Source organism: Qipengyuania citrea (assembly GCF_009828015.1).
In the GTDB taxonomy this organism is placed as follows: domain Bacteria; phylum Pseudomonadota; class Alphaproteobacteria; order Sphingomonadales; family Sphingomonadaceae; genus Qipengyuania; species Qipengyuania citrea.
This window is the reverse complement of the sequence record NZ_WTYG01000002.1, coordinates 1-19,939: the sequence shown is the minus strand read 5'-3', so window position 1 is coordinate 19,939 and position 19,939 is coordinate 1. Positions and strand designations below refer to the sequence as shown.

The window sequence follows — 19,939 nt, the reverse complement described above, 5'->3', positions numbered from 1 at the left end:
CGGCTCCGTCCGCGTGTCCAGGGGGCAGGTTTTTTCCGCCTGGACCGTGTAACATGCGGTCCATGTCGTGGACGCGCCTTCGGCCGTTCCAACATCCGCGCGACATCGGGAGCCGCATCATGATCCGCCTTCACGGCTACTATCGCAGTTCGACCAGCTACCGCCTGCGCATCGCGCTGGAGCTGAAAGGGCTGGACTACGAATACGTGCCGGTGAACCTGCTCGAAAGCGAACAGAAAGGCGCCGCCTTCACCAGTCGCAACCCCTTCGGTTCGGTCCCGCTGCTCGAGGTCGACGGCAAGGACTATGTCCAGTCGATGGCGCAGCTCGAATGGCTCGACGAAGCCTATCCCGATGCGCCGTTGCTGCCCGGCGATGCCGGTGACCGCTATCTCGCGCGCGAACTGGCCTATGCCATCGCGACCGAACTGCACGCCCCGCTCAACCTGCCGGTGCTCAAGTATCTCGCCAAGGAATACGGCAAGTCGCAGGACGAGATCGGCATCTGGTACCGCCATTGGCTCGCGCGCACGCTCGACCCGCTCGAAGCACGGCTGGCGCAGCTCGGCAGCGGCGACTTCCTGTTCGAGCGGCCCGGCCTGTTCGAGGTCTGCCTGTTGCCGCAGGTGTACAACGCCCAGCGTTTCGGCTTCGACTTTGCTGACAAGCCCCACATCACCCGGATCGAAACCGCCTGTCTCGCGCTACCCGCGTTCCAGCGCGCGCATCCGGACAACCAACCCGACAATCCCGAGAGGATACAACCGACATGAAGCTCGCAACACTCAAGGACGGCACGCGCGACGGCAAGCTCGTGGTCGTCTCCAAGGACCTCACCCGTTACTGCGCGGCGGACAACATCGCGTCGACGCTGCAGGCCGCGCTCGACGATTGGGCCGAAGTCGCGCCAAAGCTCGAAGCGCTGTACACCGATGTCGAACATGAGGCGGTGCCGTGCGAGCGGTTCCACGAACGCGAAGCGCATTCGCCGCTGCCGCGCGCCTATCAGTGGGCCGACGGCTCGGCCTATATCAACCACGTCGAACTGGTCCGCAAGGCGCGCGGCGCCGAAGTGCCCGAGAGCTTCTACCACGATCCGCTGATGTACCAGGGCGGCAGCGACAACTTCCTCGCGCCCCGCGACGATATCCCGCTGGGCGACACCAAGTGGGGCTGCGACATGGAAGGCGAGATCGCGGTGATCACCGACGACGTGCCGATGGGCGTGTCGAAGGATGACGCAGCGGATCACATCAAGCTGGTGATGCTGGTCAACGACGTCAGCTTGCGCGGCCTGATCCCGGGCGAACTGGCCAAGGGCTTCGGCTTCTTCCAGTCCAAGCCCGCCAGCGCGTTCAGCCCCGTAGCGGTGACACCCGACGAACTGGGCGATGCCTGGCAGGGCAGCGTCATCCACCTGCCGCTGATGGTCGATTACAACGGCCAGCCCTTCGGCCGCGCCAATGCCGGCGTCGATGCCACCTTCAGCCTCGCCGAACTGGTCGCGCATGCCGCGAAGACGCGCGACCTGGGCGCGGGTACGATCATCGGCTCGGGCACCGTCTCCAACCAGGGCCCCGACGGCGATCCGGGCAAGCCGGTGGCCGAAGGCGGTCTCGGTTACAGCTGCATTGCCGAAATCCGCATGATCGAAACCATCGCCAATGGCGAAGCGAGCACGCGCTTCATGGTCCCCGGCGACAGCGTCCGCGTCGAGATGAAGGACGCCGACGGCCACTCGATCTTCGGGGCGATCGAACAGACGGTGGTGGAGGCCTGACGGGCCCCAGCTGACCGAAAACCGCATCATGTCCGCCCCCCCGACCCGCGGGCATCGTTGGCGCCTCGCGCTCGCCCTGATCGTGGGCGGCGTGCTGGCGCTGGCGCTGCTCCTGACCAGTTCCGAACCGGCCGTACCGGATAGCCGGCATGCCACGGCAGAGCAGGTCGCGGCTGCGCGCGCGCTCGTCAATCAGGCGCGGCAAAGCCGGGCGACGGGGGAGCCGGTCGAACTCACGCTCGCCGAAGCCGAACTGGCCGCGACCTCGGCGATGGTGACGCAGGGCTTTGCGCCCAACCGCTTCGACGCCCGCGTCGAGGATGGCGTGCTTACGCTGACCGGCAGCCGGCCCATGCTCTTCCGCTGGATCAACATCCGCGCGCAGGCGTCGGGAGCCAGCGAGGGGCTGCCGACCTTCACCGTGAAGATCGGCGCGCTGCCCCTGCCCGACTGGTTCTCGCAATGGGGACTGGCGCTGATCCAGCGCCGGATGGCCGCGCAGGGCGGCACCCTCCCGCCGATCGACACGATCGTGCACAGCATGCGGATCGGGCCCGACAGCGTCACCGCGCGGGTCCTCATGCCGCAGGGCAGCCTGCTCGCGCATGCCCGGACAACCGGCGTTCCCGCAGTCGATGAAGACATGGTGGGCACCATCTACTGCACGCTCGCCGAACGGCAGCGCGGCGAGCCTGCCCCGCTGCTGGCGCAGCAACTGCGCCGCGCGCTCGCGGCTTCGCAGCCCAGCCCCGAAGGGCATTCCGCCGCGCTCGTTGCGCTTGCGCTGTTCTCGCTCGGGCCCGAGGCGGCCGAACTGTTCGGCGGTGTCGACGGCACGATCGGCACCTGCGCGGCCCGGCCGGTCACGCTGACGCTGCAGGGCCGCGCGGACTGGGCGAAACACTGGGCGCTGTCGGCAGCGCTCGAGACCACCACCGGCAGCAGCATCAGCGCGGCGATCGGTGAATGGAAGGAACTGGCCGACAGCCTGGAAAGCGATCCGCTGCTGGCTCCCAAGGACCCGAGCGGCTTCTCCTTCGTCGATCTCGCCAGCGACCGATCGGGGATCAAGATCGCGCGGCGCCTGACCGATCCGGAGCGGATGGCGGACGCGCGCGCGGCCTTGCTGGGCGCGCAGGACGAAGACCTGCTGCCCGCAGCGGCGCTGGCGCTCAGCGACGGGCTGACCGATGCCGAATTCGCAGCGCGCTACGGCGCGACCGACGATCCGCGCTATGAACGCAAGGTCGCCAGCATCGACGCGATGCTCCGCCGCGGCGGGATCGACTGAAGCAGCCGGTCTCCGCCGCGCCGGAGGATGCGGTCACATCGAACGGGCGATGACCATCTTCATGACTTCGTTCGATCCGCCGAAGATCCGCGTGATGCGGCTGTCGCGGAACATGCGCGCGATCGGGTAATCGTTGATGAAGCCCGCGCCGCCGTGGAACTGCAGGCACTTGTCGACCACTTCGCCCTGCAGTTCGGTGACCATGTACTTGGCCATGCACGCGGTCGGCACGTCGAGTTCGCCCTTGAGGTGCTTGGCGATGCAATCGTTGACGAACACCCGCGCCGCAGTGCCGCGCGCGTTGAGGTCGGCGAGCACGAACTGCGTGTTCTGGAAGTCCCAGATCGTCTGGCCGAACGCCTTGCGGTTCTTGACGAAGTCCATGGTGACTTCGAGCGCCTTCTCGATCCCGGTCATCGCGCCCATGGCGATGATCAGCCGTTCCTGCGGTAGCTCCCCCATCAGCTGGTAGAAGCCCTTGCCTTCCTCGCCGCCGAGCACGTTCTCTGCCGGCACGAAGACATCGTCGAAGAAGAGTTCGGAGGTATCCGCCGCGTCCATCCCGACCTTGTCGAGCTTCTTGCCGCGCTGGAAGCCTTCGGCGCCCTCGGTCTCGAGCAGCATCAGCGAGATGCCCTTGGCGCGCTCGTTCGGATCGGTCTTGGCGACGACGATGATGAAGTCCGCCGTTTGGCCGTTCGAGATATAGGTCTTGGCCCCGTTGATGCGGTAACCGTTGCCGTCCTTGAGCGCAGTGGTGGTGATGCTCTGCAAGTCCGATCCGACCCCCGGTTCGGTCATGGCAATGGCGCTGACCAGTTCGCCCGTGACGAGCTTGGGCAGGTACTTCTTCTTCTGCTCCTCGGTCCCGTGACGCACCAGATAGGGCAGGATGACCGTGTTGTGCAGGCTGGCGGCGAAGCCCTCGACGCCGTGCTTCGCCTGCTGGTCGATCACCACCATGTCATGCCGGAAATCGCCGCCGTGGCCGCCGTATTCCTCGGGCACGGAGACGCCCAGCAGGCCGGCTTCGCCCGCCTCGTTCCAGAACTCGCGTTCGACCTGGCCGTCCTCGCGCCATTTGAGCACGCGCTTTTCGGGCGCGTGCTGCTGGTAGAACTTGCCCACGGCATCGGCGAAGATCGAGATCTCCTCGTCTTCCATGAACTCGGGCTGGGGTACGTTGATTGCTGGCATCTCTCGGATCCTCTCGAATGTTCTTGTGACGCGCCGAAGGGTCTTACTTGCCCTTCCAGTTCGGCGCGCGTTTCTCGGCGAAGGCGGCGGCGCCTTCACGGGCGTCTTCGGACACGAAGACGGGAGCGATAAGCTGGGTCTGGCGCTTGTAGCGTTCGTCCATCGGCCAGCCGCGCGATTGCTTGATAACCTGCTTCGACACCTTCACCGCCAGCGGGCCATTGGCGACGATCCGCGCGGCGAGTTCCTTGGCCCCGGCCAGCGCATCGCCATCGGTCACGCGGTTGATGAGGCCCAGCTCATAGGCGCGCGGCGCATCGATGAAATCGCCGGTCAGCGCCAGTTCCATCGCGATCCGTTCGGGGATCTGGTCGGGCAGCATCATCACGCCGCCGGCTGCGGCGACAAGACCGCGCTTCACTTCGGGGATGCCGAACTTGGCCGCGGCGCTGGCGACCACCAGATCACAGGCGATCATCAGTTCGAGCCCGCCCGCCAGCGCATAGCCTTCGACTGCGGCAATCAGCGGTTTTTCGGGCGGCTGCTGCACCACGCCGCCGAAGCCGCGCCCTTCGACGCTGGGCGATTCGCCGCGCAGGAAGCCCTTGAGATCCATGCCCGAACAGAAGGTCCCGCCCGCGCCGGTCAGGATGCCGACGCGCAGATTGTCATCGCTGTCGAGGCGGTCCATCGCCGCGGCGATCCCCTCGGCCGCGGCCTTGGTCATCGCGTTTTTGGCATCGGGCCGGTTGATGGTGACGACGAGGATGCCGTCTTCTTCGCTCGTCAGAACTTCCTCGGACATAGCCGCTCTCTCCCATTTCAAATCGAAACTTGTCTTGCGCCCTTGCTGCGCGACGTTTACGCAAACGTCAACCGGCATTCGCCGCATAAAAAGACAAAACGAGAGGAGTTCAGAAGCCATGGCCGAAGCCTATATCATCGACGCTGTCCGCACCCCGCGCGGGATCGGCAAGCAGGGCAAGGGCGCGCTCGCGCACATGCACCCGCAGCACCTCGCGGCAACCTGTCTCACCGCGATCAAGGATCGCAACGATCTCGATACCTCGACGGTCGACGACGTGATCTGGTCGGTCAGCACGCAGGACGGCATGCAGGCGGGCGACCTGGGCCGCATGGCCGCGCTCGATGCAGGCTATGACGTGACGTCCAGCGGCACCACGCTCGACCGGTTCTGCGGCGGCGGCATCACCAGCGTGGCGCTGGCGGCGGCCCAGGTGATGAGCGGGATGGAAGACTGCGTCGTCGCCGGCGGCACCGAAATGATGAGCCTCACCGCTCAGATGACCAAGGACAAGATGGCCGCCGGGCTCAAGCCGCCGATGATGGGCAGCCATAACGAGCGCCTGATGCGCTCGCACCCGCAGAGCCACCAGGGCGTCTGCGGCGACGCGATTGCCACGATCGAAGGCTTCACCCGCGAGGAGCTCGACGAAGTCGGCTATCGCAGCCAGCAGCGCGCCGCCAAGGCGATCGCGGAAGGCCGTTTCGACAAGTCGGTCGTCCCGGTGAAGGACGACGAGGGCAATGTCGTGCTCGACAAGGAGGAATATCCGCGCCCGCAGACCACGCGCGAAGGCCTGGCCGAACTCGAACCCGCCTTTGCCAAGATTGCCAATGTCCCGCTCGACAAGAGCGGCACCACCTTCGCCGGGCTGGTGAATGCAAAGTACCCCGATGTCGAAATCAAGCACTTCCACCACGCTGGCAACAGCTCGGGCGTGGTCGATGGCGCCGCCGCGGTGCTGGTCGCCAGCAAGGACTATGCGCAGAATCACGGGCTCAAGCCCCGGGCGCGCATCGTTGCGACGGCCAATATGGGCGATGATCCGACGCTGATGCTGAATGCCCCCGTACCCGCGGCGAAAAAGGTGCTCGCCAAGGCCGGACTTACCACCGACGATATCGACCTGTTCGAAATCAACGAGGCTTTCGCCGTCGTCGCCGCGAAATTCGTCAAGGATCTCGGGCTCGACTGGGACAAGGTCAACGTCAACGGCGGCTCGATCGCGCTGGGCCACCCGATCGGTGCCACCGGGTCGATCCTCATCGGTACGATGGTCGACGAACTCGAACGCCAGAACAAGCGTTACGGCCTTGTCACCATGTGCGCTGCGGGCGGGATGGCCCCCGCGATCATCGTCGAGCGGGTGGACGATTTCGTCGACTGATACGCCATAAGCATGCGCGCCCTCGCCTATGTCCGCGAAAGCGGCTAGAGGGCGCGCCATGCACTTTCTCGACCAAGCCAAGATCTTTCTGAAATCCGGCGCAGGTGGCCCCGGCGCGGTCAGCTTCCGCCGCGAAAAATATATCGAGTATGGCGGCCCCGACGGCGGCAATGGCGGCAAGGGCGGCGACATCGTGTTCGAAGCCGTCCAGGGCCTCAACACGCTCATCGACTTCCGCTACGCGCAGCATTTCAAGGCCAAGCGCGGCAATCACGGCCAGGGCAAGGACCGGACCGGGGCCGGCGCACCCGACCTCGTCGTCAAGGTTCCGCTCGGCACCCAGGTGCTCAGCGAGGACAAGGAAGAGGTGCTCGCCGATTTCACCGAGGTCGGCCAGCGGCTCGTGTTCCTCGAAGGCGGCATGGGCGGCCGCGGCAACGCGAGCTACAAATCCAGCACCAATCGCGCACCGCGCCAGCACCAGCCCGGCGAACCGGGCGAGGAAATGTGGGTCTGGCTGCGGCTCAAGCTGCTGGCCGACGTCGGCCTGCTCGGTCTGCCCAATGCGGGCAAGAGCACCTTCATCAACCAGGTATCCAATGCCAAGGCCAAGGTCGGCCATTACGCCTTTACCACGCTGGTCCCCAAGCTGGGCGTGGTGACGCACAAGGGCCGCGAATTCGTGCTTGCGGATATCCCGGGCCTAATCGAAGGCGCCGCCGAAGGCGCCGGGATCGGCGACCGCTTCCTCGGCCATATCGAACGCTGCCGCGTGCTGATCCACCTGATCGACATTTCGGGCGATGATCCGGCCGAAGCCTATCGCACGGTCAATGCCGAACTCGAAGCCTACGGCAGCGAACTGGCGGACAAGCCGCAGGTGGTGGCGCTGAACAAGCTCGATCTCGCCGACCAGGAACTGGGCGAAGCCTTCGCCGAGGAACTGCTGGCCGCGGGGGCGGACAAGGTCTTTCCCATCTCGGGTGCGACCGGCGCCGGGACCGGCGAACTGCTCGATGCCCTGCTCGGCTATCTGCCCGATCACACCTCGACCGAGACGAAGACTGTCGAAGTCGAGGATTCGTCCGACGACAGCAATCCGGAATGGTCGCCGATCTGACCGTGAAGGCACGGTAACAGCGCGGCAAGGCAAGACGGCTTCCGCGCGCCGCCCGCAGCCGCTAGTCCCCTGCTGATGGACATCGCCGCCCTTTCCGACCTGCGCCAGGCGCGCCGCCTTGTCATCAAGGTCGGCTCTGCCCTGCTGGTCGACAAGGGACGCGCGCGGACCGCATGGCTTGCCTCGCTTGCGGCGGAAATCGCCGAGTTGCGGCAGACTTGCGAAGTCCTGCTCGTTTCATCGGGGGCGATCGCGCTGGGCGCCGCCCGGCTCGGCCTGCCTCACGGCGGCCGCGGCAGCCTCGCCGACGCGCAGGCCGCGGCATCGGTCGGGCAGGTGGAACTCGCCCGCCTGTGGTCCGATGCGCTCGGCGCACAGGATATCACTGCCGCGCAAATGCTCGTCACGCTCGGCGATCTCGAGGACCGGCGCCGCTATCTCAATGTTTCCGCCACGCTCGGACGCCTGCTGGCCGCGGGCGCGGTACCGGTGGTGAACGAGAACGACAGCGTGGCGACCGAGGAAATCCGCTTCGGCGACAATGACCGGCTGGCCGCGCGCATCGCGCAAGCGGCGGGCGCGGACGCGGTGCTGCTGCTGTCCGACGTCGACGGGTTGTTCGACCGTGATCCGCGTGAGCCCGGCGCGCGGCGGATCGCGCGCGTGGACGGGGTTTCGCCCGAGATCATGGCAATGGCCACTGCCGATTCCGGCTCGGGCCTAGGTTCGGGTGGCATGCGCGCCAAATTGCAGGCCGCACGCATCGCGGAACGCGCGGGCATCGCGCTGGCGATCATCAACGGCACCCGGCCCGCACCCTTCGCGGCCGCGTTGGCGCAGGACAGCGGCACCGTGTTCGTGCCGCAGTCGGGCGCGTCCGCGCGCAAGGCCTGGCTCGGCGGACGGCTGGCCCCGGCAGGCAGCGTGACGGTCGATCAGGGGTGCATGGCCGCGCTCGATAACGGAGCAAGCGTCCTGGCCGCTGGCGTTACCGCGGTGCAGGGAGATTTCGTCCGCGGCGATCTCGTCGCAGTGTACGGCCCCGGAGGCGAACGGCTTGGCCAGGGACTGGTCGAATATGCCGCTGCCGAATGCCGCGCGATCATGGGGCTGCGGGAAGACCAGCAGGCACGCACGCTCGGCTATGCCCCGCGCGCCGCCGTCGTCCACCGCGATCACATGGTGCGCCTGTGACGATCGCGCTGACCGGTGCCACCGGCTTCGTCGGCCAGGCCGTGCTCGACCAGGCGGCGCAGTCTGACGAGACCGTGCGCGCGTTGACCCGCCGCGCCCAGGCCCCGCGCGCCAATGTCGAATGGGTTGCTGGCGATTTGTCCGATACCGCCGCACTGGCTGCATTGTGCGAGCCTTGCGATGCGATCGTCCACGTGGCGGGGCTGACCAATGCGCCCGATCCCGCGGCGTTCGAGGAGGCCAATGTCGACGGCACCGCAAGACTGATCGCCGCTGCCAGGCACAGCCGCGCCAAGCGGTTCGTCTTCGTTTCCTCGCTCTCGGCGCGCGAGCCCGGACTGTCGGCCTATGGCGCCTCGAAAGCGCGAGCGGAAAAGCTGGTCGAGGCCAGCGGGCTTGACTGGACGAACGTGCGCCCGCCGGGCGTCTACGGTCCGCGCGACGTCGATTATTTCGAGATGTTCCGCAGCGCACGGTTCGGCTTTGTCCCGCTGCCGCCCGGCGGCGCGAGTTCGATCATCCATGTCACCGATCTGGCGCGGTTGCTGCTGGCGCTGGTCGATGCCCCGCCCGCGCTGGTGCGCCGCCGCGTTTTCGAACCCGACGATGCGCGCGAAGGCGGCTGGTCGCACAAGGAATTGGCGCGCGCGATCGGCAAGGCGGTGGGGCGGCCGGTCTTCGCGCCGCACCTGCCCCGCAGCGTGCTGGATGCGGCAGCGAAAGTCGACCGGATGGTGCGCGGCGACAAGGCCCGGCTTACCGCAGACAGGGTGGGATATATGACGCATCCCAACTGGGTCGCGCGGTCGGCGATGAAAGTGCCCGAAGCCGTCTGGTCACCCAGCGTAAGCGGTGAAGAAGGCCTCGCCGCGACAGCGCGGTGGTATCGCGACAACGGCTGGCTCTGAAGCTCTGGACATTTGCGCGCGATTGCTCGAAAGGGCGCGCTTTGCGGGCGCCGGCTTAGCTCAGTTGGTAGAGCAGTTGATTTGTAATCATCAGGCCGGGGGTTCGAATCCTCCAGCCGGCACCAGCACCGCCCACCGGATCAGAGGAAGGGTTCCTCGCCCGGCTTGTGGATCCCGCATTCGACCTTGTCCCAGCCCGACCAGCGACCTGCGCGCGGGTCTTCGCCCTCGCCGACCTGGCGCGTGCACGGCGAGCAGCCGATGCTGGGAAAGCCGCGATCGACCAGCGGATGGCGCGGCAGGTCATGCGTCTCGAAATAGGCCGCGATGTCCTCTGCCGACCAGTCGATCAGCGGGTTGATCTTGAGCCGGCCCTGCACATCGGCCGAATCCACTTCGAAGCGCGGCAGATTGGCGCGCGTCGCCGACTGGAACGCCTTGCGTCCGGTGAAGCTGGCATCGAAATTGGCGAGCGCCTTTTCCAGCGGCTTGACCTTGCGCAGTTCGCAGCAGCCATCGGGATCGTACGACCAGCGCAGCCCGGTATCGTCGCGCGTCTGCAGATCCGCGATCTCGGGATAGAGATCGACGCGGTTGAGCCCGAGCCGCTCGGTCAGCTCGTCACGGTAGGCGAGCGTTTCGGGGAAATGCTTGCCGGTATCGAGGAACAGCACGGGCACGGTCGAATCGACCTGCGCGATCAGATGGAGCAGCACCGCGCTCTCGGCCCCGAAGCTCGACACCACGGCGGTATCGCCGACCAGGTTCCCCTCGATCACCGCACGCAACCATTCCTCGGTCTCGGTCCCGCGGAACATGCGGTTGAGACGAATCGCATCCTGCTCGGTAAAACGGGGACCCACGTCGATCCGGTCGATGGCGCGCAGACGGTTCATGGGTGCCGCTTGGTCCAGATCGGGGTGCGGTCGTCCGCCGCGTTTTGGTACACTTCGGGCCACCGCTCGAAAGCGGCCTTCACATCGTCCATGTCGAATTGCTGATCGGGCTCGAACGCATCGAAGCCGCAGCGGCGCATATAGGCCAACTGGTCGACGAGCACGTCGCCCACCGCGCGCAATTCGCCTTCGTAGCCCGCCTCGCGCAGCATCCGCGCCGAGGAGTAGCCGCGGCCGTCGCCAAATGCGGGGAAGTTGACCTCGACCAGCGCCAGCCGCTGAAGATGCGGCAGCAATTCACGCGTGTCGTCGCCCGGTTCGATCCGGACGGCCTGCGCATTCGACTGGTCGACGAAAGCGTCTACCGTCACGGCGGGATGGTCGACCGGTTGGTCGTCGCGATAGCGTAGCGTCTCAGCCATAGAGCGCCTCCTTGAAAGGGTTCATGCCGATGCGGCGGTACGTATCGAGAAAGCGTTCGCCGTCCTGGCGTTCGCGTTCGAAGACGGTGGTCACGGTTTCGACCGCGTCGACGATGCCGTCTTCGCTGAAACCGGGGCCGGTGATCTTGGCCAGGCTGGCATCCTGCGCCTCGCTGCCGCCGAGCAGGAGCTGGTAGTTCTCCACCCCCTTGCGGTCGACACCGAGGATGCCGATGTGGCCCGCATGGTGATGCCCGCAGGCATTGATGCAGCCCGAAATCTTGAGCTTGAGTTCGCCCAGCGTCCCGGTCTTGCCATTGGCGGCGAAGCGTTCGGAAATGCGCTGCGCGATCGGGATCGACCGGGCATTGGCGAGGCTGCAGTAATCGAGCCCCGGGCAGGCGATGATGTCCTCGACCGTATCGAGGTTCGGGCTGCCCAGCCCCGCTTCGTCGAGCGCTGTCCACAGCGCGTGCAGATCGGCCTTGCGGACATGCGGCAGCACGATGTTCTGCGTGTGCATCACGCGCAGTTCGTCGAAGCTGTAATCCTTCGCCAGATCGGCCATCAGGCGCATCTGTTCGGCAGTCGCATCGCCGGGGATGCCGCCCACCGGCTTGAGGCTGATCACCGCCGAGACATAGCCCGTTTCCTTGTGCGCGACCGTGTTGCGATCGACCCAGACGGCGAAATCGGGGTCGCTGCGGTCGATCTCGTCGCCTGCGCCGGCTTCGAACAGCGGGTCCTCGAAATAGGTCCGGATCCGTTCGAGCTCGGCGAAGGGCGGTTCGACGCCTTCTTCCAGCAGGTGGGCGTATTCCGCCTCGACTTGGCGCGTGTATTCTTCCGCGCCCATCTCGTGGACGAGGATCTTGATCCGCGCCTTGTACTTGTTGTCGCGGCGGCCATAGCGGTTGTAGACCCGCAGGCACGCCTCGGCATAGGTGACCAGCCGGTCGAGCGGGACGAAGGGGTTGATGCACGGCGCGATCATCGGCGTGCGTCCCATGCCGCCGCCGACGTAGAAGGCAGCGCCCAGTTCACCCGCATCGTTCTCGACGATCTGGATACCGATATCGTGCAAGCGCATCGCGGCGCGATCGGTGTCGCTGGCGATCACCGCGATCTTGAACTTGCGCGGCAGATAGCTGAATTCGGGATGGAAGCTCGACCACTGGCGCAGCAGCTCGGCATAGGGCCGCGGATCGACCACCTCGTCCGCAGTAGCGCCCGCAAAGTGATCCGAGCTGATATTGCGGATGCAATTGCCGCTGGTCTGGATGGCGTGCATTTCGACCTTGGCCAGATCGGCCAGGATATCGCCGGCATCCTCCAGCTTGATCCAGTTGTACTGGATGTTCTGCCGCGTGGTGAAATGGCCGTAACCGCGATCATACTTGTCCGCGATATCGGCCAGCGCGTGCATCTGCTGGCTGTTCAGAGTGCCATAGGGGATCGCCACCCGCAGCATGTAGGCGTGGAGCTGCAGATAGAGCCCGTTCATCAGCCGGAGCGGCTTGAACTGGTCTTCGGTCAGCTTGCCTTCGAGACGGCGGCGCGCCTGGTCGCGGAATTCCTCCACGCGGGCATCGACCATCGCTTGGTCGTATTGGTCGTATTTGTACATCAGATCACCCAGTTACCGATTTCGGGATCGGCAGGCTTGAGGGTCAGGTCGGGACGGACGGTCGGGCCAAGCGCACGAACGCGCTCCTTGATATGCGACGGCCGGGGGCTGCCATCCTGCAGTTCGGCGTCCACTGCATAAGGCGAATTGACACGCCGGGCGGCCTCTTCGCGGCGCGCGATCTCGTCTTCGCTACCTGCCACATCGGCCGCATCCTCGACGTGGATCGACCAGTCGCTGCCGGTCCACCAGGTCACCGCGCCGGTCTTCAAATCATTTCCGGTAAGCAATCTCATCGTGCCGCCTCCTGCGCGGCGACCGCCAGGGCGACATCGTCGCGCGCGGTCACTTCACCAATCACGATCAGCGCAGGGCTGACCACCTTTTCATGTTCCACCAGATCGGGCAGCCCGGCGAGCAGGCCGCGCAGCACGCGCATGTCGGGACGCGTGCCGTTCTCGATCACCGCCACCGGCATGTCGGGCGACAGCCCGTCTTCCATCAGTTTCTCGGCGATCTGCGGCGCGGTCTTCACGCCCATGTAGATCACCAGCGTCCGGCCCTTGCCGGCAAGCCCCGCCCAGTCCTGGTCCTTCAGACCCTTGCACTGGCCGGCCACGAAGCTGACAACGCTCGACGCGTCGCGATGCGTCAGCGCGATCTGTGCCGCCGCCGCGGCCCCGTTGGCCGCGCTGATCCCGGGCACCACCTCCACCGCAACGCCGGCAGCGCGGGCGACTTCGGCCTCCTCGCCGCCGCGGCCGAACACGAACGGGTCCCCGCCCTTGAGCCGCACGACGTCCTGGCCCGAACGGGCCACGCGGACCAGCAGTTCGCTGATCTCTTCCTGCGGCAAGGTGTGATGCGAACGGCGCTTGGCCACGCTGATCAGCTGCGCATCGCCGCGCGCAAGTGCGAGGATCGCAGGGTCGACCAGTCCGTCATGGACGATCACCCGCGCGCTCTCGATCAGCCGCGCAGCGCGCAGCGTCAGGAGATCGGGATCGCCCGGTCCCGCGCCGACGAGATAGATGGTTCCGGTCTGTGCCATGTTTGCAAGATGTGAGGGGCACGGCCGTTGCGCCAATCAGAATGCGTGTCCGGCTAGGAAGGCGAGATTTGAAACCGGCGCTGTGCGCGCGGCAACCTATTCTTTCGCGCTGCCAGCAGGCTTGCGCCCCTGCACCATGAGCTCGGCCAGCCGCTCGAGCTGGTCGCTGCCGCGGATATGCAGGTCGCGTTGCGGGAACGGGATCTCGATGCCGTTGTCCTTGAACAGCCACCACAGCTTCTTGAGCACCGCGCTGCGCACGTTGCCGACCCCGTCCTCGGGGTCGGTAATCCAGCAATGGATCACGAAATTGACCGAGCTGTCGCCATATTCGCTCATCCAGACCGTTGGCGGCGGCGCACTCAGCACCCGGTCGCAGGACTTCGCCGCCTCGAGCATCAGTTCCTCGGCCAGCTTCATGTCGGCTTCGTAACTCACCCCGACCGGCACCTGCATCCGCACGTTCTTGGACGAATAGGACCAGTTCTCGACCTGGTTGATCATCAGGTTTTCGTTCGGGATCAGATATTCGCGCTGGTCGCGCGTGGTCACCGAGACCGCGCGGATGCCGATCTTGCGGATCTGGCCGAAGCTCTCGTTGCCCGCCAGATCGGCCACCGCAATCACATCGCCCGGCTTGATCGACCGGTCCATCAGCAGGATGATCCCTGCGATCAGATTGCCGAAGGTCTTCTGCAGGCCGAAACCGATCGCCAGACCGAAGGCGCCCGAAAACACCGCCAGTGCGGTCAGATCGATCCCGAGCAGGTCGATGCCGAGGAAGAAGGCGGCGGCCCAGACGATGATCGTGATCACCTTCTCGACCAGCAATTGCTGCGCCTCGTCGAGCCGGGTCATGCGGCGGACCAGGCGCCGGCTCATCCGGCTGGCAAACCATGCAAGGAACAGGATGCCTACGATCACCGCGGCAACGACCAGCACGTCGAACAGCGAGATGCGGAAATCGCCGAACGACAGCGCCACGGTATCGACCGTGTCGATGACCGAGCCGACAGTCTCGCTCTGCGAACTCAGCGCTTCCTTGGCGCCTTCGGCCGCGGCGACCGAGCTTTCCTCGACCACCGGCTCGGCCAGGTTCCATGCCTGTTCGACCGCAGGTGTCGCAGCGGTCGGTTCGGCGGTGGGAGGGGTTTCGCCTTGCACGTCTATCCTTCGTTAAGCGCCGCGAAACCGCGGTCGAGATCGGCGATCAGATCGGCGGGGTCTTCCAGCCCGATCGACAGCCGTATGCCATGGCGGTCCGCTTCGCTCCAGCCCGGCTTGGGCCAGGGCATCGCAGAACGCACCGGTTCGACGTCGAACGGCAGGGCGAGGCTTTCGAACCCGCCCCAGCTGTAACCGATGCCGAACAGTTCCAGTCGGTCGACCAGCCGGCACCTCGCGGCATCGTCCCCGCCCCTGAGCACGAAACTGAACAGACCGCAGCCGCCGGTAAAATCGCGTTGCCAGATGTCATGGCCGGGCGCACCGGGAAGCAGAGGGGACAGCACATGCGCCACTTCGCTGCGCGCATCGAGCCATTCGGCGATCGCCAGCGCGGTCGCGGTCTGGCGCTCGAGACGCACGCCCATCGTCCTCAGCCCGCGCAGCACCAGCGCGGCATCGTCAGGCGACACGACATGGCCCAGCCGCTGCGCACCAAGCCGCAGGCGACGATACCAGCGTTCACCCGCGCTGGCGGCACCCATCATGACGTCCGAATGGCCGCCGACATGCTTGGTCAGCGCGGTGATGGCGATATCGCAGCCATGCTCGAGAGCGGGAAAGCCGAGCGCGGTGGCCCAGGTGTTGTCGATCAGGCTGACGGCTCCCCTTTCGCGCGCGATTGCCGCCAGCGCGGGAATATCGCAGACCTCCATCGTGAGGCTGCCCGGCACTTCCAGCATGACCGCGCGCGTGCGGTCGCAGAATGCCCCGGCAAAGGCTTCATGGTCGAGCGGATCGAAGAAGCGGTGCTCGATGCCGAGATCCTTCAGCAGGCCCGTGGCCGCGCTGCGCGTGGGATCATAGGCATTATCCGCCACCAGCAGCACATCGCCGCTGCGCAGGACCGTGAGCAACGCGCCGACCAGCGCGGCGAGACCGCTGGGATAGAGGACGGTGCCGGCGGCCCCCGGCTCGAGCGCGGTAAGCGCTTCGGAGAGCGCCCATTGCGTGGGCGATCCGCGGCGGCCGTAAAAGAACTGCCCATCGCGGTTGTCGCTCTTGCGCGCGCGCAATGCGGCGCAGTCGGGGTAGAGATGCGTGCTCGCGCGCCACACGGGCGGGTTGACCACATCGCTGGCGAAATCGCCCGATCGCCCGCTGGTCACCAGCCGTGTCGCCGCGCGATGGGTGCTGTCATCTCTCCCTGCCATGTCTATCGCCCGCTCCCCGCCTGCTTGGGCGTTTGCGGATCCTCCCCCCATTCCAGCCAGCTGCCATCGTACAGCGCGGTATCGTCCTTGCCCGCGAGGTGAAGCCCGAAGGACAGCACCGCCGCGGTCATGCCGCTGTTGCAGCTCGTGACGACCGGACGGTCGAGATCGATGCCGGCGCTTTGGAACAGACCGGCGATTTCCGCTGGCGTACGATAGGTGCCCGCTTCGGTCAGTAACTGCGTGAAATGCACGTTCGCGGCGCCCGGGATATGGCCCCGCGATCCGCTTCCTTCTTCGCCGGCAAAGCGCGCCGCGTCGCGCGCATCGACCACCTGTTCGGCCGCGCTGGCGCAGTTGGCGAGGATATCCTCTTTGCTGCGCACGCCGGCAGCACGCTTGGGCACCGGGAAATCGACCGGGCTGCCGGAAACCCCGCCGCTTTCGAGCGCGCGCCCCTCGGCGGTCCACTTGGCCAACCCGCCATCGAGGATCGCCACTTGCGCGAAGCCGTACAGCCGGAAGATGTACCACGCGCGGGCCGCGCTGCGGATCTGGCTGTCGTCATACAGCACGACCCGGCACGACGGTGCCACCCCGAGCTGCCCCAGCCGCGCCGCGAATTGTTCGGGGCTTGGCAGGGCCTTGGGTACCGGCGAACCGGGATCGACGAAGCTGACAAGGTCGAGAAACCGCGCGCCGGGTACATGCGCCGCCGCGAAATCCTGCGCCGCCTGGCGCGGACTGTCGGGCAGATGCATCGACGCATCGAGAACCACGAGGTCCGCAGCGCCGAGCTGGTCGGCAAGCCATTGGGTCGAAACGAGACTGTCCATCGCCAACCGGGTAGCGCGGCGGCCCGGCGAAGTCGAGTTAGGCGAGCTCGCGCTGCGCGACCGGGCTATAGCTGCGCGGCCCTTCGTCGAGCCGGATGGGCTGCACGCGGCTGCTGCCGGGCGCGGTCTGTCCGACGACGAAGGTCCGCAACAACGCGTCCCCGCCGCGCGCCGAGATACGCATGCGCAGCAAGGGGACCAGCAACGGATGCCGTCCCTGCCGGATCACCTGCGCCTGTGCGAGCGCAAGCTGCACCTGTCCGTCGAGCGTGATGCTCTGTCCGGGCGCCAGCCGCGGGACTGCATGGCGCTCTTCAAGCGCGGTTTCGGCCGTCGCGACCTGCTGATCCATTGGTGCCTGGGCATGAGCCGACACCAGATCGAGCCCGACGCCGATCGCGCCGAGCGGGGTTTCACTGCGGTTGGTCAGGGTCAGCCGGTATTTGAGTGTTACGAAAGCGGCGCTGCGGATGATCTTGTCGGGTTCGACGTGCAGTCGGAGGGCGTCCCCCAGCGCCGCCGGACCGGCGGGCGGAGCGCTGCGGACAACCGGGCGCTGGATTTCAGGGACGTGCCGGCGCCGGCGGCGACGCCAGGCGGCGAAGCCTGCGCCGAGCAGCGCCAGCAACACTGCACCGCCCGCAAGCGACAGCCACGGGGTCCACCCGGCCTCCTCGTTCGCAGCGGGCGCTGGAAGCGGCGCTGCGGGCACTGCGGGTTCTGCGACGGACGAAGCGGCGCGCGTATCGCTCGCGGGGTCCTGGACCGATGGCGGCTCCTCGGGCGCGGAGCTCATGGCCGCCGCTTCACCTGGATCCAGCGCAGGCGGCGTCACCGCAGGCAGCGGCGTAGCGCGCGGGGATGGCTGGGTGACCGGGGCGCGCGGCGCTCTGTCCCCGGATGGCCCGGGTGCCGGTGACAGCATCGGAGCCGGGCTCGGCGCGGCGGTGGGGCTCGCTGTCGGCGCTTGAGTCGGGGTTGCGAGGACGCGCGGGCGAATCTCGACCCCGCTGCGCGTATCCGCGGGCCCTTGCACCTGCGGGGTGGCGCTGGGCGTCGGCGCGGGTTCGAGTGTGAAATCATTGACCGATTGCGCCTGCGCCACGGCCGGCAGCGCTGCGGCGAGTGCAATTAACGGGATACGGGTGACAAATGCCATTGCGGGTCGTTTCGTGAGAAAGGGACCGCGAGTGTGCGGGGCGGCGGTGAATAGGTACTGAAGCGCGGGCTTCCAAGCCCCGCCTTGCGCTGCGCCGCGCTTCGCGGCAGGAGCGCGGCATGAGCGACACACCTGCCCCCAAGTTCCTTGGCGCGAACACCGCGCTGCCCGCCTCGCCCGAAGAGGCCGAACTCGACTACGTCCCCAATCCGCGCACCGGCCAGTTGTATATGGTCCGCTTCGCCGCGCCCGAATTCACCTCGCTGTGCCCGGTGACCGGCCAGCCCGACTTCGCGCATCTGGTGATCGATTACGCGCCGGGGGAAACCATCGTCGAATCGAAGAGCCTCAAGCTGTTCCTCGGCTCGTTCCGCAACCATTGCGGTTTCCATGAGGACGTGACCGTGGGGATCGGCCAGCGGCTGTTCGACGAAATGCAGCCGCAATGGCTGCGCATCGGCGGATACTGGTATCCGCGCGGCGGCATCCCGATCGACGTCTTCTGGCAAAGCGGCGCACCGCCGGCGGCCCTGTGGCTGCCCGACCAGGGCGTTTCATCCTATCGCGGACGCGGCTGACACACGGACATCAGGCACGCATTCGCCAGCGGATGCGCGCCGCAAGATCTGGATTGTCGAGAAATCCCGTGGCGGAGAGGGTGGGAGGCACTTTCAGATTATAAATTACTGGAATGATAGCATAATTCTGGATAACTAAGCGGGTAATACCCCCTATGATACCCCCAATCGGTTTTGGGCTCGTAACGGTTTTTTGCCGGTCACCTATTTAACTATGGCACCTTGGCTTCGAACGCGAAGCGGGCTGATGCCACCCAGATATGTTATAGGCCGCACATTGGGTTTGTGCTAAATTGGGTTGATCAAAATGGTGGCGTCGGATCTGATAGATCGACAGCTATCGAGAGCGGCAACTGGGGTGCTGAATAGCTAGATTTGGGCGCTTTGCAGCTTGCTGAAACTGGGCCGTTAGTCGACAGTCCGCTTTCGGCTGCGAGACATGGAAAGCCGCCAGTCAACGGATCAACGTCCCTTCTCATCGCAGTCAAACTCGCGTGACAATCGCGCGAACCAACATTAGCGGTTCGCGAGTGAGTGTTTCCTGTTCTGAAGCGGCCTCGGCAGCCGTGCGCCCCGCCATGCCCGACCCTCGTCAGTTAATGCGCAACCTTCAGGGGTTCCGCGATCCCCAGCCCGGGCGCAGCCTGTGGGAGCTTGGTATTACGCTGATCCCCTTTCTTGGGCTGTTCGCAACGATCATCGTAGCAGCGGACGCGGGTTACCTGTTCGCCCTAGCGCTTACTCCGCTCGCTGGACTGTTCCTGCTGAGGCTATTCATTATCCAGCACGATTGCGGCCATGGATCCTTCCTGCGGAATCGCGCGAGTAATGACTGGTTCGGGCGGATGCTGGGGGTCTTCACGCTCACGCCCTATGATTGCTGGAGCCTCAGCCACGCGCGTCATCACGCCATGACTGGCAACCTCGACAAACGCGGCTTTGGCGATGTCGATACGCTGACGGTGCGCGAGTATTGCGAAAGATCGAGGACCCAGCGGCTCGGCTATCGCCTTTACCGCCACCCTTTGACGTTACTTGGTTTTGGCCCCGCCTATCTCTTTCTCCTGCGCCACCGCCTGCCCGTGGGATTGATGAAGGAGGGCTGGAAGTTCTGGATCAGCGCCCTGGGAACGAACCTTGCCACTCTCGCAATCCTCGCTGTGCCAGTATGGTTGGTCGGCTTCGGAGTGACGCTGGCGGTGTTCCTGCCGACCCTGCTCTTCGCAGCAAGCATGGGAGTGTGGCTGTTCTACATCCAGCACCAGTTCCCCCAAGCATACTGGGAAAGCAAATCCGACTGGTCCTTCGCC

General features: G+C 66.0%; 20 protein-coding genes and 1 tRNA gene. 10 read left to right on the top strand and 11 right to left on the bottom strand.

Annotation, left to right across the window (positions count from 1 at the left end; all coding sequences use genetic code 11):
- The first annotated feature begins 122 nt into the window (after positions 1 to 122).
- The 3 genes from maiA to GRI55_RS05525 are packed head-to-tail and all read left to right on the top strand — an operon-like array spanning position 123 to position 3,071.
- On the top strand, positions 123 to 773 hold the full coding sequence (gene maiA, locus GRI55_RS05535) for a maleylacetoacetate isomerase (protein WP_050600346.1): 651 nt from the start codon (positions 123 to 125) through the stop codon (positions 771 to 773).
- Positions 770 to 1,780 carry a fumarylacetoacetate hydrolase family protein gene (locus GRI55_RS05530; RefSeq protein WP_160766507.1) on the top strand — a complete coding sequence of 337 codons (1,011 nt, stop codon included), beginning with the start codon at positions 770 to 772 and terminating at the stop codon, positions 1,778 to 1,780. The genes maiA and GRI55_RS05530 overlap by 4 nt, the downstream gene beginning before the upstream one ends.
- A gap of 28 nt (positions 1,781 to 1,808) precedes the next feature.
- Positions 1,809 to 3,071: a hypothetical protein gene (locus GRI55_RS05525; protein WP_160766506.1), complete on the top strand. Its 1,263-nt coding sequence runs from the start codon at positions 1,809 to 1,811 to the stop codon at positions 3,069 to 3,071.
- A gap of 33 nt (positions 3,072 to 3,104) precedes the next feature.
- On the opposite strand, the gene GRI55_RS05520 is transcribed toward GRI55_RS05525, so the two are convergent.
- The gene (locus GRI55_RS05520) at positions 3,105 to 4,268 is read right to left on the bottom strand and encodes an acyl-CoA dehydrogenase family protein (protein ID WP_050600210.1); all 1,164 of its coding nucleotides are present in this window, start codon (positions 4,266 to 4,268) and stop codon (positions 3,105 to 3,107) included.
- A gap of 43 nt (positions 4,269 to 4,311) precedes the next feature.
- Positions 4,312 to 5,073: a crotonase/enoyl-CoA hydratase family protein gene (locus tag GRI55_RS05515; RefSeq protein ID WP_050600209.1), complete on the bottom strand. Its 762-nt coding sequence runs from the start codon at positions 5,071 to 5,073 to the stop codon at positions 4,312 to 4,314.
- 118 nt (positions 5,074 to 5,191) lie between these two features.
- On the opposite strand from GRI55_RS05515, the gene GRI55_RS05510 reads away from it, so the two are divergent.
- From GRI55_RS05510 to GRI55_RS05490, 5 genes are all read left to right on the top strand, one after another.
- Positions 5,192 to 6,460: an acetyl-CoA C-acetyltransferase gene (locus GRI55_RS05510; RefSeq protein WP_160766505.1), complete on the top strand. Its 1,269-nt coding sequence runs from the start codon at positions 5,192 to 5,194 to the stop codon at positions 6,458 to 6,460.
- Positions 6,461 to 6,518: 58 nt separating this feature from the next.
- The gene (gene obgE / locus GRI55_RS05505; RefSeq protein WP_050600207.1) at positions 6,519 to 7,580 is read left to right on the top strand and encodes a GTPase ObgE; all 1,062 of its coding nucleotides are present in this window, start codon (positions 6,519 to 6,521) and stop codon (positions 7,578 to 7,580) included.
- A gap of 75 nt (positions 7,581 to 7,655) precedes the next feature.
- On the top strand, positions 7,656 to 8,774 hold the full coding sequence (gene proB / locus GRI55_RS05500) for a glutamate 5-kinase (RefSeq protein WP_160766504.1): 1,119 nt from the start codon (positions 7,656 to 7,658) through the stop codon (positions 8,772 to 8,774).
- Positions 8,771 to 9,682 carry an NAD-dependent epimerase/dehydratase family protein gene (locus tag GRI55_RS05495; RefSeq protein ID WP_307019564.1) on the top strand — a complete coding sequence of 304 codons (912 nt, stop codon included), beginning with the start codon at positions 8,771 to 8,773 and terminating at the stop codon, positions 9,680 to 9,682. Before proB ends, GRI55_RS05495 begins: the two co-directional genes overlap by 4 nt.
- A gap of 49 nt (positions 9,683 to 9,731) precedes the next feature.
- A tRNA-Thr gene (locus tag GRI55_RS05490) sits at positions 9,732 to 9,807 on the top strand.
- 15 nt (positions 9,808 to 9,822) lie between these two features.
- Here the strand turns inward: GRI55_RS05490 and GRI55_RS05485 are convergent.
- The 9 genes from GRI55_RS05485 to GRI55_RS05445 all read right to left on the bottom strand — a co-directional run bounded on the left by GRI55_RS05485 (position 9,823) and on the right by GRI55_RS05445 (position 18,051).
- Positions 9,823 to 10,578, bottom strand: coding sequence for a phosphoadenylyl-sulfate reductase (locus GRI55_RS05485; protein ID WP_050600204.1), 756 nt, complete (start codon positions 10,576 to 10,578; stop codon positions 9,823 to 9,825).
- The gene (locus GRI55_RS05480) at positions 10,575 to 11,000 is read right to left on the bottom strand and encodes a DUF934 domain-containing protein (RefSeq protein WP_050600203.1); all 426 of its coding nucleotides are present in this window, start codon (positions 10,998 to 11,000) and stop codon (positions 10,575 to 10,577) included. Before GRI55_RS05480 ends, GRI55_RS05485 begins: the two co-directional genes overlap by 4 nt.
- Positions 10,993 to 12,627, bottom strand: coding sequence for a nitrite/sulfite reductase (locus tag GRI55_RS05475; RefSeq protein ID WP_160766502.1), 1,635 nt, complete (start codon positions 12,625 to 12,627; stop codon positions 10,993 to 10,995). The genes GRI55_RS05480 and GRI55_RS05475 overlap by 8 nt, the downstream gene beginning before the upstream one ends.
- Positions 12,627 to 12,923, bottom strand: a complete 297-nt coding sequence (locus GRI55_RS05470; protein ID WP_063505894.1) for a DUF2849 domain-containing protein — start codon at positions 12,921 to 12,923, stop codon at positions 12,627 to 12,629. The genes GRI55_RS05475 and GRI55_RS05470 overlap by 1 nt, the downstream gene beginning before the upstream one ends.
- Positions 12,920 to 13,678, bottom strand: a complete 759-nt coding sequence (cobA, locus tag GRI55_RS05465; protein WP_160766501.1) for a uroporphyrinogen-III C-methyltransferase — start codon at positions 13,676 to 13,678, stop codon at positions 12,920 to 12,922. Before cobA ends, GRI55_RS05470 begins: the two co-directional genes overlap by 4 nt.
- Positions 13,679 to 13,774: 96 nt before the next feature.
- Entirely contained in the window at positions 13,775 to 14,842 is a 1,068-nt protein-coding gene (locus tag GRI55_RS05460; protein WP_370873254.1) for a mechanosensitive ion channel family protein, read from the bottom strand.
- A 2-nt stretch (positions 14,843 to 14,844) separates the two neighbouring features.
- A complete protein-coding gene (gene metC / locus GRI55_RS05455) occupies positions 14,845 to 16,056 on the bottom strand; it encodes a cystathionine beta-lyase (protein ID WP_160766500.1) in 1,212 nt (403 codons plus the stop codon).
- Between the two features lie 2 nt (positions 16,057 to 16,058).
- A complete protein-coding gene (locus GRI55_RS05450; protein WP_160766499.1) occupies positions 16,059 to 16,892 on the bottom strand; it encodes a sulfurtransferase in 834 nt (277 codons plus the stop codon).
- Positions 16,893 to 16,929: 37 nt separating this feature from the next.
- A complete protein-coding gene (locus GRI55_RS05445; RefSeq protein WP_160766498.1) occupies positions 16,930 to 18,051 on the bottom strand; it encodes a hypothetical protein in 1,122 nt (373 codons plus the stop codon).
- A gap of 119 nt (positions 18,052 to 18,170) precedes the next feature.
- Between GRI55_RS05445 and queF the strand changes: the two genes are divergently transcribed.
- Positions 18,171 to 18,629, top strand: coding sequence for a preQ(1) synthase (queF, locus tag GRI55_RS05440; protein WP_160766497.1), 459 nt, complete (start codon positions 18,171 to 18,173; stop codon positions 18,627 to 18,629).
- 578 nt (positions 18,630 to 19,207) lie between these two features.
- Positions 19,208 to 19,939: fatty acid desaturase (locus GRI55_RS05435; RefSeq protein ID WP_160766496.1), on the top strand; the 732-nt coding region annotated here is incomplete at its 3' end.